This is a genomic window from Streptomyces sp. NPDC059092 (assembly GCF_042756365.1).
GTDB lineage: Bacteria > Actinomycetota > Actinomycetes > Streptomycetales > Streptomycetaceae > Streptomyces.
This window is the reverse complement of the sequence record NZ_JBHZEJ010000048.1, coordinates 18,313-33,045: the sequence shown is the minus strand read 5'-3', so window position 1 is coordinate 33,045 and position 14,733 is coordinate 18,313. Positions and strand designations below refer to the sequence as shown.

Here is a 14,733-nt window from a genome sequence, read left to right as displayed (position 1 = left end):
CGTCAGAGACGGCGGAGTCCACTCAGCACCCTTTCCAGCAACGCGTGGTCCGGCTGACCGGTGTCGTGACCGGTTCCGTACACACGGATCTTTCCCTGATCGGCCAGGTCGCTGAGGAGCACCCGGACCACGCCCAGCGGCATCTTGAGCAACGCCGAGACCTCGGCGACGGTACGCATCCGCCGGCACAGCTCGATGATGGCGAGCATCTCCGGCATGATGCTGGACGGGCCCCCGCCGTCCGTCAGTTCCTTGAGCACCTCGCCCGGTTCGAGCGCGGCGACGAACGTCTCCACCTGCAGGACGTGCCCGGACTCGGTCCGTCCGCCGGTCAGCGAGTACGGGCGTACGCGGGCGGTCCTGTCGTCCGCCCCGCGCACGGGCAGCCGGTGCGCGGCACCGGCGGCCGGGCTCACCCGGCTCCCTCCACCGAGGCCCGCAATTCGTTCCGCAGCTCCGGGGTGAGCTTGTGTCCGGCCCGGCCGACGAAGAGCGCCATGTGGTAGGCGACGACGCTCATGTCGCAGTCCGGGGTGGCGTGCACGCCGAGGAGTGAGCCGTCGCTGATCGCCATGACGAAGACGCTGCCCTCCTCCATGGCGACCATGGTCTGCTTGACCCCGCCGCCGTCCATCAGCTTCGCGGCGCCGAGGGTGAGGCTGCCGATGCCCGAGACGATGGTGGCGAGGTCGGCGCTGGAGCCGCGCGGGCCCTGCTTGCGTTCGGCGGTGGCCGTGGCCGCCTCGGCGGTTCTGCCGGGGTCGGAGGAGAGCAGCAGCAGCCCGTCGGACGAGACGACGGCGACCGCGTGGACGCCCGGTACCTCCTCGACGAGGTTGCTCAAGAGCCAGTGCAGATTACGCGCCTCGTTGCTCAGCCCGAATGTGCCTGTGTCTGTGCCTGCGCCGGTCGCAGTCAACTGCGTGCCTCCTTGACTGTCTCCCCCGTCGTCTCTCCGGTGTCCAGCTCTGGGGTCCGCTCCGAGGGTGGGGTCTGCTCCGTCGGTTCCGCTCCGGCGTCCCGTTCCGCCTCGGCGCCCGGTTCCGTTCCGGCGCCCGGTTGCGCCGCGGCGCCCGGTTCCGCCTCCGCGCCCAGCTCCGCCTCGACATCGCGGCGGCCCTCGATCACCCCTTGCTGGAAGCCGCCGAGCCGGCGCCGCAGGGCTTCCGCGTCGACGCTGCCGGTGCGGCCGGCGGGGGCCGCGGGGGCGGTGGGCTTGAGGACGCGGGGGGTGCGCTTGGGGAGCCCCTTGTCGGTGAGCGGGTCGGCGTCACCCCCGGCGGCGGCGCCGGACGTGCCGAGGGTGCCGGGCGTGCCGGAGGTGCCGGGCGCGCCAGGGATGCCGGGCGTGCCGGGGGTGTCCGTGGTCCCGACGGTGTCTGTGGTGCCGGCGGCCGTGCGGGGCTCGCCGGCCGTGCGGGCGGGCTGCGCGGGCTGCTGGGGCAGCCGCATCTGGAAGGTGTCCTGGTCGGCGCCCGTGGTCCGCGGTGCGCCGTCGGGGACGCGTTCGTGGCGGTCGGGGCCGATGCCGTACGGGGCGGCGGCGTCAGCGGGCTCCGCCACCGGCGCCTGGGCCGCGGCCCGCTCGGCCTCGGCGCGCTTCGCCGCCTCCGCCCGGCGGATCGCCGCCTCGGCCGCGACCACCAGCGGATCGCGCTCCCCGTCCTTGTCCCGGCCCGTACGGGTCGGCAGGGCGGGGGCGTCCGCCCCGGCCCACGCCGCCTCCGCCGGTACGGCGGCGGGCTCGGCCACGGGCTGGACGGTGACGTCCGGTACGGCGGCGGGCTCCACGGCCGGGAGCAGCGATGCGGGCAGCACGACGATCGCCGCGACGCCGCCCTCCTGATGCTCCCTCAGCTCGACCTGTACGCCGTGGCGCGCCGCGAGCAGCGCGGCGACGCGCAGACCGAGGCCCTCGCCCTCGGCGCCACCGCCGCGCGCGGCGCGGGGCGGCTGCCCGGGGTTCTCCGGGTCGGCGAGGCGTGCGTTCAGTTCGGCGAGCCGGTCCACGGACATCCCGATGCCCTGGTCCTGTACGGAGACCATCACCTCGCCGCTCTCCAGCATCCAGCCGGAGAGCCGCACCTCGGTCTCGGGCGGCGCGAACGACGCGGCGTTCTCCAGCAGTTCCGCGACGAGATGGCTCAGGTCGTCCGCGGCGAAGCCGGCCACCTGGGTGTGCGAGGGCAGCTCCTGGATGATGACGCGCTCGTACCGCTCGATCTCGCTGACCGCCGCGCGCAGCACGTCCACGAGCGGGACGGGGCCGGTGGGGCCGTGGACGTGGTCGTGGCCGGCGAGCACGAGCAGGTTCTCGCTGTGGCGGCGCATGACGGTCGCCATGTGGTCGAGCTTGAAGAGGGTGGCGAGACGCTCCGGGTCCTGCTCGCTGTCCTCCAGGCCCTCGATGACGCCTAGCTGCCGCTCGACCAGGCCGAGCGTGCGCAGCGAGAGGTTGACGAAGGTGTGGTGGACGGTGTGGCGCAGCTGCTGGAGCTGGGCGGCGAGTTCGGCCGTACGGTCCTGGAGTTCGGCGCGCTGCTCGGCGACCTTCTCGCGGGCGCCGAGCAGGTCGCTGCGGTCGCTGTCGAGCCGGTCGGCGCGGCCCGAGAGGTCGAGCAGCTTGCCGTGCAGGGCGTTGACGGACCGTACGACCTGCGCGAACTCGTCGTTGCGGCCGGTGAAGCGGATCGGTTCCTCGGTGGCGGGCGCGGAGGAGAGCCGGGCGGCGCCGAGGCGTACGACCGCGAGCGGCCTGGTGAGCGTACGGGCGACGGCGGTGGAGACGCCGACCGCGATGATCAGGCAGCCGCCGAGGAGGGCGAGCTGGAGTTCGAGGCCGGTGACGTCGTCGTCGCGGAGTTGTTCCAGGCGCTCTATCTGGCCGGCGACGAGGCCCGACTCGACGCCGCGCATCTGGTCGATCCTGGCGGAGAGCGCGGATTCGACCTTGTCCTGGTCGGCCTCGCGGTCGGCCTCGGAGAGTTCGGGCCGGTCGGTGAGGCGGGTCAGGTAGCTCTCGGCCGTCTTGACGTCGGGTCCGGTGACGGTGGAGGTGAGGGATTCGCGGGCGGCGGTGTCGGCGCTCTGGTCGAAGTCGGCCAGCGCGCCGAGTTCGCGGACGCGTGACTTCTGGGCGTCGGCGCTGAGGTCCTCGCGTACCTGGTCGTTCTTCTTGTTGTTCGCGTCGCCCGAGGACTCGACGGGCAGCCCGGTGATCGGGTCGTACTGCGGGGCGGTGGTGGTGGGTCTCGGCACGGCGAGCGCGGCCAGCAGCAGTCCGCGGGTGGCGGATGCCTGCTCGACGGCGCGGCCGAGGGCGGCGGGGGCGCGGGTGCCGTCGGCGGCCTCGGGCGGGGTGTTCTCGGCCAGTTCGTCGGCGAGGGCCTGGAGTTTGGCGATGACCTCGGAGTAGGCGCGGTAGGCCTCCATCGCCGAGCCCTTGCCGGTGAGGGCGGCGCGGCGGATGGAGGGAACGGTGGAGAGGTCGCGCAGCAGGCCGGGGGAGGCCGAGGCGGCGGCGTGGATCTCGTCGATCTGGCGGTCGACGCGGGCGCTGCGCGTCTCGGAGATCGTGTACTTGGCCTTCTCCTCGTCCGTACCGCCCGGCTGCGCGTCGCGGCCGGCGGCGATGTAGACGATGACCTCGTCGCGTTCGTCCGCGAGGGAGTGGCCGAGGGTGACGGCCTGCTGGTTCAGTTCCGCGAGGGTGACCAGGTTCTGGGCGTCCTTGAGGTCGGCGGACGCGCTCAGTACGGCGGGGGTGCCGGCCACGACGACCGTGATGCCCACGAAGGCGACCCCGGCGACCAGCCGGTTGCGTACCCGCACTCGGCGTCCTTCCGGAGGTTTCACGGCCTCTGCCTCCGCTGTGGTGGCCGCTGTGGTGGCCTCACCGGCCGTGCCGGTACCGGTAGGGGTCACAGCGCGGGTGGCCGTGCCGGTGGCCGTGACACTGTTGCCCCGAGGCCGCTTCTTCTGCACCGGTGCTCGCATTCTTGACTCGTCCGCCCATGAAGCAGAGGTGACGGCCGGTCCGGTCCGACAACGCGGTAACCCCTGCCCCCACCCCTGGTTTGGCTTTCGGCTGCCGACCATTCCAGCGCTCCGGGGAGGAAGGCGCGCATCGGCCGCTCCGCCACCTGGACGAGTGAACATCACGACGAGTTGGCGAACAACTCTTCCCCGTCGGGCGGCTGCTGGAACACGGCGTGCCAGGTGGACCTTCCGGGCGGCCTTTGGGAAGATGCCCGCCCGCAGCTCGCCGGGGCCGCCCGTACCGGCGGACCGGCCGGCCCGAGGCGCTCCTCCGGCGCTCCCCCGCGCGCTCATTCTGACTGAATCACAGCGGTTGACCTGGCGTGACGGGGAGATCGACATGACGTGTGGGGGATGTGGAGGATTCCTGCGGAAGGTGCGACGGGTCAGGCACACTGGAGCGCATGCGCGTCGAACAGGCCACCTCGCCCGGTGATACCGCCCGCCCCAATGAGGACTGGGCAGGCGTGGCGCTTCCCGCGGCGGGTGAGGGCGGGGCGCTGGTGATGCTGGACGGGGTGACGCCGCCCACCGGTGAGGACGGTTGTGTGCATGGCGTGCCGTGGTTCACGGCCAGGCTGGGCGGGGCGCTCGCGGAACTGTCCGGTTCACGACGGGATATGACGCTGGCACAGGTTCTCGCCCGGTCGATCGGCCGTACGGCCGATGCTCACCGGGACACCTGTGACCTTTCTCACCCGCGTACTCCGCAGGCCACGGTCGTCCTGGCACGATGGGGCCGGGAGACCGTCGAACATCTCGTGCTCTCCGACTCCACACTCCTGCTGGAGTCCCCGGACGGGGCGGTACGGGCGGTGCTGGACGACCGCCTCGACCGGGTCCCGCGCGAGGTGCTGCGCTCGGTCGCCGCGACGGACGCCCTGCGCAACGCGGAGGGCGGCTTCTTCACGGCGGCGGCGGACCCGTCGGTCGCGGAGCGCGCCGTGACGGGCCGCACCCCGGCGGCGGAGGTACGGTCCCTGCTCGCGCTGACGGACGGCGCGACCCGGTGGGTGGAGGTGTTCCGGGAGGGCGGCTGGGCGGACTGCCTGGCGCTGGTGCGCAAGAGCGGTCCGCAGGAGCTGATCGACCGGGTGCGGGCGGCGGAGTCGGCGGATCCGGACCGTACGGCGTTCCGCAGGGGGAAGACGAGCGACGACGCGACGGTCACGTACGTGGAGCTGTGAGCCGCCCCCTGACCGTCAGCCCCTCGTCCCCACCCGCCCCTCATTCGTGTCGGACCCTCGTTCCTGTCCGCCGCCCGCCCCTGCGGCGCTTCTCCCCGCGGCACTTCTCCCGGTGGGTCAGCTCTCCGCGGTGGCGTTGAGCTGGTGGAGCAGCCGGGCCAGTTCGGCGATCTCCGCACGGTCCCAGCCGGCGAGCTGCCGTACGTACCGCTCCCGGCGCGCCCCCCGGACCCGGCGGAAGCGGTTCCCGCCCTCGTCGGTGATCCGGATGAGCCAGGCGCGCCCGTCGGCGGGGTCGGGTTCGCGGCTCACCAGCCCCAGCTCCTCCAGGGCGCGCAACTGACGGCTCATGGTGGCCTTGCCGACGCCGAAGTACGCGGCGAGTTCGGTGCCCCGCTGGGCACCGCCGCTTTCCAGGCGGAGAAGCAGTCCGTAAGCCGCCGGTTCGAGTTCCGGATGGACTTCGCGGGCCATTTCCCCGGAGTTGGCGCGGGCCCGGCGCAGAAAGACCGCCAGTTCCTGTTCCAGAGCGAGGAATTCGTGGTCCACACCACTTGTCATCGCGGGGTCCGGTTCCGGTGCCGTACCGCTCCCGTGCACGTCAGCAGCCATCGCGCGCTTTCCACCCCTGAAAGTTTCTTTCGCCGACGGCCATTGCCGCAGCTTGTTCAGTATTTCAGGGGTTTATACCAACGGCACCGGCGTGGCACCCTTCCGCCGTCCGGGTCTACGTGCGTAGCTTCAATACTGACATGTTCACTCCACTGACATGTCGCCAGGTCATGATCTCCCCCCACCGAGGTCTTCGGAGGCACACCCATGCCCGTCCCCAGATCCCGCATCCCACGCCGCTCCAGGGTCGCCGCGGCCACCGTCCTCCCCGCCACCCTCGCGCTGCTCCTCACTCTCCCCGGTGCGGCGAGCGCGGCCCCCGTCCCGACGGACCCGCCCGCGGACATCCCCGCGCGCGGCACGGCCCACATGGGCATGGGCGTCCTCGCCCACGACGGCCGGGGGCAGCTGCCCCCGGGCAACCGCGCCGTCCAGACGGAGGGCGTCGACGTCTCCAGCCACCAGGGGAACGTCGACTGGCCGACCCTGTGGAACAGCGGGGTGAAGTGGGCCTACGTCAAGGCCACCGAGGGGAACTACTACAAGAACGGCTCCTTCACCCAGCAGTACAACGGCTCATACAACGTCGGCATGATCCGCGGCACGTACCACTTCGGTACGCCCAACGACTCCAGCGGCGCCAACCAGGCCAACTACTTCGTCGACGGCGGGGGCGGCTGGTCGCCCGACGGCAGGACGCTGCCGGGGGTGCTCGACATCGAGTGGAACCCGTACGGCGCGTCCTGCTACGGGAAGACGGCGTCGCAGATGGTCGACTGGATCCGCGACTTCGTGAACACCTACCGGGCGCGCACCGGCCGGGACGCCGTGATCTACACGGCGACGAGCTGGTGGAAGACGTGCACGGGCAACTACGGGGGCTTCGCTTCCACCAACCCGCTCTGGATCGCCCGGTACGACACGACCGTCGGCGAGCTGCCCGCGGGCTGGGACTTCCAGACGATCTGGCAGTACACGTCGACGGGGCCGACCGTGGGTGACCACAACCGGTTCAACGGGGCGCTGGACCGCGTACAGGCGCTGGCCAACGGCTGACCCCCCGCACGCATGAGGCTGCCCGGCCCCTCCGTCGAGGGGCCGGGCAGCCTCATGGCCGGGCGGTGCGGGCGGCCTTGCCCCCGGGGGGCGCGGATCAGGCCGCCGCGGGGATCCGTACCTCCGCCGGGGCGAGCGCCAGCTCCAGGACCTGGCGGACGTCCGTCACCGGGTGGACCTCCAGCGTGTCCAGGATCTCGGCAGGGACGTCGTCCAGGTCGGCCTCGTTGCGCTTGGGGATCACGACGGTCGTGATGCCCGCGCGGTGGGCGGCCAGCAGCTTCTGCTTGAGGCCGCCGATGGGCAGGACCCGGCCGGTCAGCGAGACCTCGCCGGTCATGGCGACATCGGTTCGGACCTGACGGCCGCTCAGCAGCGAGGCCAGCGCGGTCGTCATCGTGATGCCCGCGCTCGGGCCGTCCTTCGGCACCGCGCCCGCCGGGAAGTGGATGTGCACGCCCCGGTCCTTGAGATCGGCCACCGGCAGCTCCAGCTCCGCGCCGCGCGAGCGCAGGAAGGAGAGCGCGATCTGCGCCGACTCCTTCATCACGTCACCGAGCTGTCCGGTCAGGGTCAGTCCGGAGCCGCCCGTCTCGGCGTCGGCGAGCGACGCCTCCACGAAGAGGACGTCACCGCCCGCGCCCGTGACCGCGAGGCCGGTCGCCACGCCCGGGACCGCCGTACGGCGCTCCGCCGGGTCCTGGGCGGACTCCGGTACGTGGTGCGGCCGTCCGATCAGCCCGCGCAGGTCGTCGGGGCCGAGGGTGAACGGCAGCTCGCGGTCGCCGAGTTCGTGTTCGGCCGCGACCTTGCGGAGCAGCCGGGCGATGGAGCGCTCCAGGTTGCGTACGCCCGCCTCGCGGGTGTACTCGCCCGCCAGCCTGCGCAGCGCGCCGTCCTCCAGGGTGACCTCGCCGGGCTCCAGGCCCGCGCGCTCCAGCTGCCGGGGCAGCAGGTGGTCCCTGGCGATGACGACCTTCTCGTCCTCCGTGTAGCCGTCGAGGCGCACCAGCTCCATGCGGTCGAGCAGTGCCTCGGGGATGGCCTCCAGGACGTTGGCCGTGGCGAGGAAGACCACGTCGGAGAGGTCGAGCTCGACCTCCAGGTAGTGGTCGCGGAAGGTGTGGTTCTGCGCGGGGTCGAGGACTTCGAGCAGCGCGGCGGCGGGGTCGCCGCGGAAGTCGGAGCCGACCTTGTCGATCTCGTCGAGCAGGACGACCGGGTTCATCGAACCGGCCTCCTTGATCGCCCGGACGATACGCCCCGGTAGCGCGCCGACGTACGTACGCCGGTGGCCGCGGATCTCCGCCTCGTCCCGTACGCCGCCGAGCGCGACCCGGACGAACTTGCGCCCCATGGCGTGCGCGACGCTCTCGCCCAGCGAGGTCTTGCCGACGCCGGGCGGCCCGACGAGGGCGAGGACGGCGCCGCCGCGCCGGCCGCCGACGACACCGAGGCCGCGGTCGGCGCGGCGCTTGCGCACGGCCAGGTACTCGGTGATGCGCTCCTTCACGTCCTCCAGCCCGGCGTGTTCGGCGTCCAGGACGGACTGGGCGCCCCTGATGTCGTAACTGTCCTCGGTGCGCTCGTTCCACGGCAGTTCCAGCACGGTGTCGAGCCAGGTGCGGATCCAGGAGCCCTCGGGGCTCTGGTCGGAGGAGCGCTCCAGCTTGTCGACCTCCTTGAGCGCGGCCTCCCGCACCTTCTCGGGGAGGTCGGCGGCCTCGACGCGCGTCCGGTAGTCGTCGGACTCGTCCTCGCCGTCCTCTCCGTTCAGGCCGCGCAGCTCCTTGCGTACGGCGTCGAGCTGGCGCCGCAGCAGGAATTCGCGCTGCTGCTTGTCGACGCCTTCCTGGACGTCCTTGGCGATGGACTCGGCGACGTCCTGCTCGGCGAGGTGTTCACGGAGCTGCTGGGTGGCGAGCTTCAGCCGGGCGACCGGGTCGGTGGTCTCCAGCAGGGCGACCTTCTGGGCGGTGGAGAGGAACGGCGAGTAGCCGGAGTTGTCGGCGAGCGTCGACACGTCCTCGATCTGCTGGACGCGGTCGACGACCTGCCAGGCGCCGCGCTTCTTGAGCCAGTCGGTGGCCAGTGCCTTGTACTCGGTGACCAGCTCGGCCACGGCGCCGGGCAGCGGCTCGGGCGCGCTCTCGTCGACAGCGGTCCCCTCCACCCAGAGGGCGGCGCCGGGTCCGCTCGTACCGGCCCCGATCCGCACCCGGCCCCGGCCGCGGATCAGCGCGCCGGGGTCCCCGTCGGAGAGCCGGCCGACCTGCTCGACGGTCCCGAGCACGCCGGTCCCGGCGTAGCTCCCGTCGATACGCGGCACGAGCAGCACCCGGGGCTTGCCGCCGCCCCCGTCACCCGCGCCGCCGCCTCCGCCACCGTCCCGGACGGCCGCTTGCGCGGCCTCCACGGCGGCACGGACCTCGGCGTCGGACAGATCGAGCGGCACGACCATGCCGGGCAGCACGACCTCGTCGTCGAGCGGCAGTACGGGAAGTGTGAGCGGTGTGGACGTGGAAGCCATGGTCTCCCCTTCGCGGTGGAACAAGGCAGGTAAGCGGCTGAAGCGGTTCGGGGCGCTCGCGCGCCGAGCGATCAGCGACGTCAAGCAAGTTGAGCTATGTGGACTCAATGCTTATGAGCCCGGGATTGTTCCCCTGGCCTTGTTCGCTCTGAGCGATCGTTCCCTCGGTGTCCTTTGACGTGGATCTCTTCGTTTTGCAGCTTCATCCTTCGTCTGGCCTTTCGTCTTGCAGAGTGACCTTTCGTCGCGGGCTCGGGTTAGAGAGGCGTGGCAGGTTCGTTAGTGGTACGGCCGGGCGGTGTCTCCGGGCCGCCGGCGAAGGGGTTCGAAGTCGCGTACGCCGACCGGGACGGGTCTGAGTTCCGTCGCCCGCTGGTGGATGCCTGGGCATTCCGGTTCGAGGACGTCGCACCGGTACGCGCGTTCAAGTCGTACAAGGGTCAGCGGCACCTGCCGGGCCATTGGTGGTCGTCCACGGTGGGCGGGCACATCGGGTACGAGTCCTGGCTGGAGCGCGACCACGTGATGCTCCTGGACTTCGACCCGTCGGTGGTGGGGATCTCGTCTCAGCCGTTCTGGCTGTTCTGGCGGTCGGATGCGGGCAAGAGCGTCTCGCATGCGCCGGACCACTTCGCGCGCCGTGACGACGGCACGGCGGTGGCGGTCGACTGCCGCCCGGCAGATCGGCGCAAGCCACGGGATGTGGCGAAGTTCGAGGCGACGCAGACAGCCTGCGCTCAGGTGGGGTGGGAGTTCCGGCTGGTGGGGGCGCCAGACGCGATCGCGGTGCGCAATGTGCGCTGGCTGGCGGGCTACCGCCACCCCCGGGCACCGGCCGGAACCGGTGGCCTCCGAGCTGCTGGCGGCGTACTCCGAGCCACAGCCGCTGATGGGCGGGGCCTCCTCGGTGGGGGACCCGATCAGGGTGCTGCCGGTGCTGTTCCACCTGCTGTGGTCGCAAGAGCTGACAGCGGATGTGTCGGTGCCACTGCATGCCCTCTCGCTGGTGTCAGCGGGGGTGCGGCGGTGACGGCCGGGCCGGGCAAGCCGGTGTTGGGGCCTGGCGACTGGGTCGCCTACGACGACGAGGATCACCAGGTGGTGGCGCTCGCCGGCACGTCGGTGCGGCTGCACTCTGCGACGGGGGCGGAATCGGTGGTGCTGGCGTCGCATCTGATGGCGGCGCCGGACTTCGCCGTCATCGGCACGGAGCCGCTGCCCGCGGTGGAGCCGTCCGGGTTGCTGGCAACCTTGCCGGAGCCGGTGCTGGAGGCGGCGCGCGAGCGGGAACAGAGGTGGAGGTCGAAACCGGGCTGCTGTCCGGCACCGTGCCGGGCACGCCGCCGTGCCCCGGCTATGACCCGGCCGCCTTCTCGCTGATGGAGCGGATGGCCGCGAAGGCGCAAGAGCTGGGGGTGACCGTTCGGACCGTGCAGAGCCGACGGTCGCGCTACGTCCGGCAAGGGGTCTGGGGGCTGGTGGACCAGCGGGCGACGCAGACCTGGGAGGCGACGGGGCGGGCGGACGCTCGGCTGGTCGCGGCCGTCCGGGAGGCCCTGGAAGCGGAGATGCACACCTCGACAGGGACCCGGTCCCGACTGATCCGCCGGGTGGTCAAGCTGGTGGAGGCCACCCACGGCGAGGGGGTGGTGCCGCTGCCGAGTCAGCGGACCTTCTACAAGCTGATCGACGCGCTATCCACGGGGAGGCATACCTTCGGCTCGGCCGTCACGCGACGGCAGACGGCGAACCGACCCGAAGGCCCGTTCACCCCGACGTTCGCCGACCGCCCCGGGGAGCAAGTGCAGATCGACTCCACCCCCCTGGATGTGATGGTGGTGCTCGATTCCGGGCTGACCGCCCGCGCGGATCTGACGATCGCGGTCGACGTCGCGACGCGGACGATCTGCGCCGCGGTACTGCGGCCGATGGGCACCAAGGCGGTGGACGCCTCGCTGTTGCTGGCCCGGATGCTGGTGCCCGACCCCATGCGGCCCGGCTGGCCCGCCTCGCTGCGGATGGCGGCGTCGCGCATGCCGCACCTGCGGTTGCTGGACGTGGACGCCCGGATGGAACAGGCCGCGGCGAAACCGGTGATCGTGCCGGACACCGTCGTCATCGACGGCGGCAAGGTGTTCATCTCCGACACCTTCGTACGGGCTTGCGACCGGCTCGGCATCTCGGTGCAGAGAGCGCGTCCGCGCACGCCGACCGACAAGGCCATCGTGGAGGCGACGTTCTCCGCGATCAACACGCTGTTCGTCCAGCATCTTCCCGCCTACACCGGGCGGGAGGTTTCCCGCCGCGGCGTCCGGATCGAGGACCGGGCTATCTGGACGGTCCCCGAACTCCAGGACCTGCTGGACGAGTGGCTGCTGGCCGGGTGGCAAGCCAGAGCGCATGATGCTCTGCGCGACCCGTTCCGCCCGAAGAAGGCGATGTCGCCGAACGACAAGTACACCTCGCTGGTCGCGGCCTGCGGCTACCTGCCGCTGGTCCTGCGCGGTGAGGACTACCTGGAACTGCTGCCGGTTACCTGGCGGGCCATCAACGGCCACGGCATCCGGATCAACTACCGCACCTACGACAGCGCCGAGTTGGAGCCTCTGCGGCGCCAGCACTCTGGGCATGCAGCCAAGCGCGGTCTCTGGGAGATCCACTACGACCCCTACGACCTGTCTCAGATGTTCGTACGCACCCAGCGGGGCTGGGTCACCATCCCCTGGGTGCATCTTCCGCTGGTGAACGCGCCGTTCGCGGACTTCACCTGGCAGCACGCCCGCCGACTGGCCGCCGAAGCCGGGCTGGACGACACCAATGAAGCGGCGGTCGCCCGGGTCCTGGACGAGTTGTTGACTCGGGCCGAGCACGGCCCGGACACCCGTACTGCGAAAGTCGTCGGCCGCACACGTGTCTCAGCCGCCTCCCACCGGCCGCCCGCACCGCGCGCCGCCCCGGAACCAGCCCCGCCCGACTCCAGCACCGAACCGGCCGAGATGATCCCGTTCGGTGTCTTTGACGCCCACGCAGAAGCCGAGAGGTGGCTACGACCAGGCCCTCCCGCACCACGTTCGTCCCGCAGCAGCCAACGGAGCAGGAGCTGCCGCCGGACAGCCCGCTGACCACGAAGGAGGGATGGCGTCGCTTCGTCGAGCACAAACCGTCCCCGCCCCCGTTGCTGACCGCAGCCCGGCAGGCCGCCCTGTCCGAGAAGGAGAAGCTGCACCACGACGACGCGCGCCGGAACTACCACGCCGACCTGCCGCTGGTGAACACCCCGACCATCCAGAAGGTCATCGCCACCTCACGGCTCCTGGTCCAGCTCAACCGGCAGCAGATCTCCGCCCGTCGGGGAGTCATCATCAGCGGCGCCTCCGGCACAGGGAAGACCACCGCCCTCTCCCAACTCGGGCGGGCCCACGAGATCGCGGTCCGCAAGCGCCACCCAGGCGACCGCGCCCGGCTCCCGGTCGTCTATGTCACCGTCCCGCCGGCCGCCACACCGAAGATGCTCGCCATGGAGTTCGCCCGGTTCTTTGGCCTGGACTTCCCCACCCGCTTCAACATCACCGACGTCGTCAACGCGGTCTGCGCGACCGGCGCTCACGTCCATGTCGACCTGGTCCTGGTCGACGAGCTGCACAACCTGAACCTCGCCACCCGCACCGGCGCCGAAGCCTCCGACCAGCTGAAGTACTTCGCCGAGCGGCTGCCCGCCACCTTCGCCTACGCAGGCATCGATGTTGAGGCACAGGGCCTGTTCGCTGGCACCCGCGGCCGCCAGATCGCCGGACGGTTCACCGTTATCCCCGCCGCCCCGTTCTCCTACGCCTCCGGGACGGACCAGAAAGCCTGGCAATCCCTAGTTGGCACCCTGGAGTCCATGCTCCGCCTGCACCACCATCAGCCCGGAACGCTGACGGGTCTGAGCGAGTACCTCTACCACCGCTCCGGCGGCATGATCGGCAGCCTGTCGCAACTCGTCCGGGGCGCCGCCGTGCTCGCCATCGAAGACTGCAGCGAACGCATCACAGAAGACCTTCTGGAGACAGTTCCGGTGGACTACGCCGCCGAACGCTACCAAGCTCTCACAGCCCCGGAGAAACCCCGCTCCCGCCGGAGGCGCACCGCCTGATGCTCCTTCCCCGCCTACCCGACCCCGTACCGCCCGCACAGCACGAGATCGATGCCTCCTACATCGGCCGCCTGGCCCGCCTCCACGGCCTCGACAACAACACCCTCTGGCGGTGCGTCACCGAACGCGAAACCTCCGGAGGCATGCGCCGCGTCGTCGTCCCCGAACGCCTCGCCGCCATCACCGGCCGGACAGTCCATTCCCTCACCGGAGCCCTGCCCGAACTACGCACCCCACAGCCCGACTGGGCCATGTTCCGCCACCAGCCGCAACCCGGCTGCCACCACTGCAACGCCAAACACCCCGGCGGCGAGGTCACCAGGATTCTGCCGCACCACCGCTACGTCTGCGCCCGACATCGGCTATGGCTCTGCCCATCCGACGCCGACGGACACATCACGCCCCTCGACGCCCTCCCAGAAGTCGTCCAAGCACAACGTCGACACTTGCGCATCCTCCAACGCCACGGCTGGGCCATCACCTACGACGCGGTCCTCAGCGCCATACTCATCTGCGGCCAGCTCTGGTCACTCCCCGAGAACGAGAACGGCGAAGTGCGTCACGACTGGATCCGCCGGGCCAACATCCTCATCCCTCCCGGCACGGCCGAAACGACCTTCTCCGTCGCCCGCCTTTGCGCCGCGGTCTATCCCGAAGCCATCGTCCTGGCCCCACTCTTCTCATCGCCCTACTGGAGACACCAAGCACAAGGGAATGCCTGGGACCGCCGTCTCTTCAACGCCGAGATCGCCCGACGGCTACGACATCCTCGCTACGGCCAACATGAAAACGACCCCATCAGCCACTGGGCCAATATGACGGCCAAGCGCCCGCCTCTTGCTCCGATCCGCGTCCATGACCAGAAGCATCACCTCCGGAAATCAGCCCAGCACGCCGCCACCCAGCGCGCACAGCAGCGCCGTGCCCGCGCCTTCAATCCATCCCACCGAGCTGGCGACGCACTAACCACGCACCGCCACCTCGCCACTGTGTTCAGGCGTGCCTGGCACCCCTTTATGTCCCACACGCTTCTCCCGAATGGAGACAGCTACTACAAAACCTCCTAGTAACCGCCCCAACGACGCAGTGGAGTTGAGACTCCTTGCCCCAGGCACCTACACCAGTAGACCCATATCGGCGTTACCTAGGCGGGTGTTGGTCGGGTCAAGCAGCAC

The 14,733-nt window shown here is 71.0% G+C and carries 11 protein-coding genes; 6 read left to right on the top strand and 5 right to left on the bottom strand.

Going from position 1 to position 14,733, the window contains the following annotated elements; genetic code table 11:
• Positions 1–2: 2 nt before the first annotated feature.
• From ACFXPL_RS24905 to ACFXPL_RS24895, 3 genes are read right to left on the bottom strand one after another with little or no spacing between them, the layout of a single operon-like run.
• On the bottom strand, positions 3–416 hold the full coding sequence (locus tag ACFXPL_RS24905) for a DUF742 domain-containing protein (RefSeq protein ID WP_384923581.1): 414 nt from the start codon (positions 414–416) through the stop codon (positions 3–5).
• Positions 413–919 (bottom strand): roadblock/LC7 domain-containing protein, encoded by a 507-nt coding sequence (locus ACFXPL_RS24900; protein WP_384923578.1) that lies wholly within the window; start codon positions 917–919, stop codon positions 413–415. The genes ACFXPL_RS24905 and ACFXPL_RS24900 overlap by 4 nt, the downstream gene beginning before the upstream one ends.
• Complete coding sequence (locus tag ACFXPL_RS24895) at positions 916–3,996, bottom strand: nitrate- and nitrite sensing domain-containing protein (RefSeq protein WP_384923575.1); 3,081 nt, start codon at positions 3,994–3,996, stop codon at positions 916–918. The genes ACFXPL_RS24900 and ACFXPL_RS24895 overlap by 4 nt, the downstream gene beginning before the upstream one ends.
• A 446-nt stretch (positions 3,997–4,442) precedes the next feature.
• Between ACFXPL_RS24895 and ACFXPL_RS24890 the strand changes: the two genes are divergently transcribed.
• Positions 4,443–5,225 (top strand): hypothetical protein, encoded by a 783-nt coding sequence (locus ACFXPL_RS24890; protein WP_384923573.1) that lies wholly within the window; start codon positions 4,443–4,445, stop codon positions 5,223–5,225.
• Between the two features lie 117 nt (positions 5,226–5,342).
• On the opposite strand, the gene ACFXPL_RS24885 is transcribed toward ACFXPL_RS24890, so the two are convergent.
• Positions 5,343–5,837, bottom strand: a complete 495-nt coding sequence (locus tag ACFXPL_RS24885) for a MarR family winged helix-turn-helix transcriptional regulator (protein WP_384923570.1) — start codon at positions 5,835–5,837, stop codon at positions 5,343–5,345.
• A 207-nt stretch (positions 5,838–6,044) separates the two neighbouring features.
• Between ACFXPL_RS24885 and ACFXPL_RS24880 the strand changes: the two genes are divergently transcribed.
• On the top strand, positions 6,045–6,893 hold the full coding sequence (locus tag ACFXPL_RS24880; protein WP_384923567.1) for a lysozyme: 849 nt from the start codon (positions 6,045–6,047) through the stop codon (positions 6,891–6,893).
• A 97-nt stretch (positions 6,894–6,990) separates the two neighbouring features.
• Here the strand turns inward: ACFXPL_RS24880 and lon are convergent, their stop codons facing one another.
• Positions 6,991–9,423: an endopeptidase La gene (gene lon / locus ACFXPL_RS24875; protein WP_384923564.1), complete on the bottom strand. Its 2,433-nt coding sequence runs from the start codon at positions 9,421–9,423 to the stop codon at positions 6,991–6,993.
• Between the two features lie 267 nt (positions 9,424–9,690).
• On the opposite strand from lon, the gene ACFXPL_RS24870 reads away from it, so the two are divergent.
• Genes ACFXPL_RS24870 through ACFXPL_RS24855 form a run of 4 tightly spaced genes read left to right on the top strand, consistent with a single transcriptional unit; the run spans position 9,691 to position 14,625 of the window.
• Positions 9,691–10,803, top strand: coding sequence for a TnsA-like heteromeric transposase endonuclease subunit (locus tag ACFXPL_RS24870; protein WP_384923561.1), 1,113 nt, complete (start codon positions 9,691–9,693; stop codon positions 10,801–10,803).
• Positions 10,719–12,545, top strand: a complete 1,827-nt coding sequence (locus ACFXPL_RS24865; protein WP_384923558.1) for an integrase — start codon at positions 10,719–10,721, stop codon at positions 12,543–12,545. The genes ACFXPL_RS24870 and ACFXPL_RS24865 overlap by 85 nt, the downstream gene beginning before the upstream one ends.
• Entirely contained in the window at positions 12,464–13,558 is a 1,095-nt protein-coding gene (locus ACFXPL_RS24860; protein WP_384923555.1) for a TniB family NTP-binding protein, read from the top strand. The genes ACFXPL_RS24865 and ACFXPL_RS24860 overlap by 82 nt, the downstream gene beginning before the upstream one ends.
• Positions 13,558–14,625 (top strand): hypothetical protein, encoded by a 1,068-nt coding sequence (locus ACFXPL_RS24855; RefSeq protein ID WP_384923552.1) that lies wholly within the window; start codon positions 13,558–13,560, stop codon positions 14,623–14,625. The genes ACFXPL_RS24860 and ACFXPL_RS24855 overlap by 1 nt, the downstream gene beginning before the upstream one ends.
• Positions 14,626–14,733: the final 108 nt, after the last annotated feature.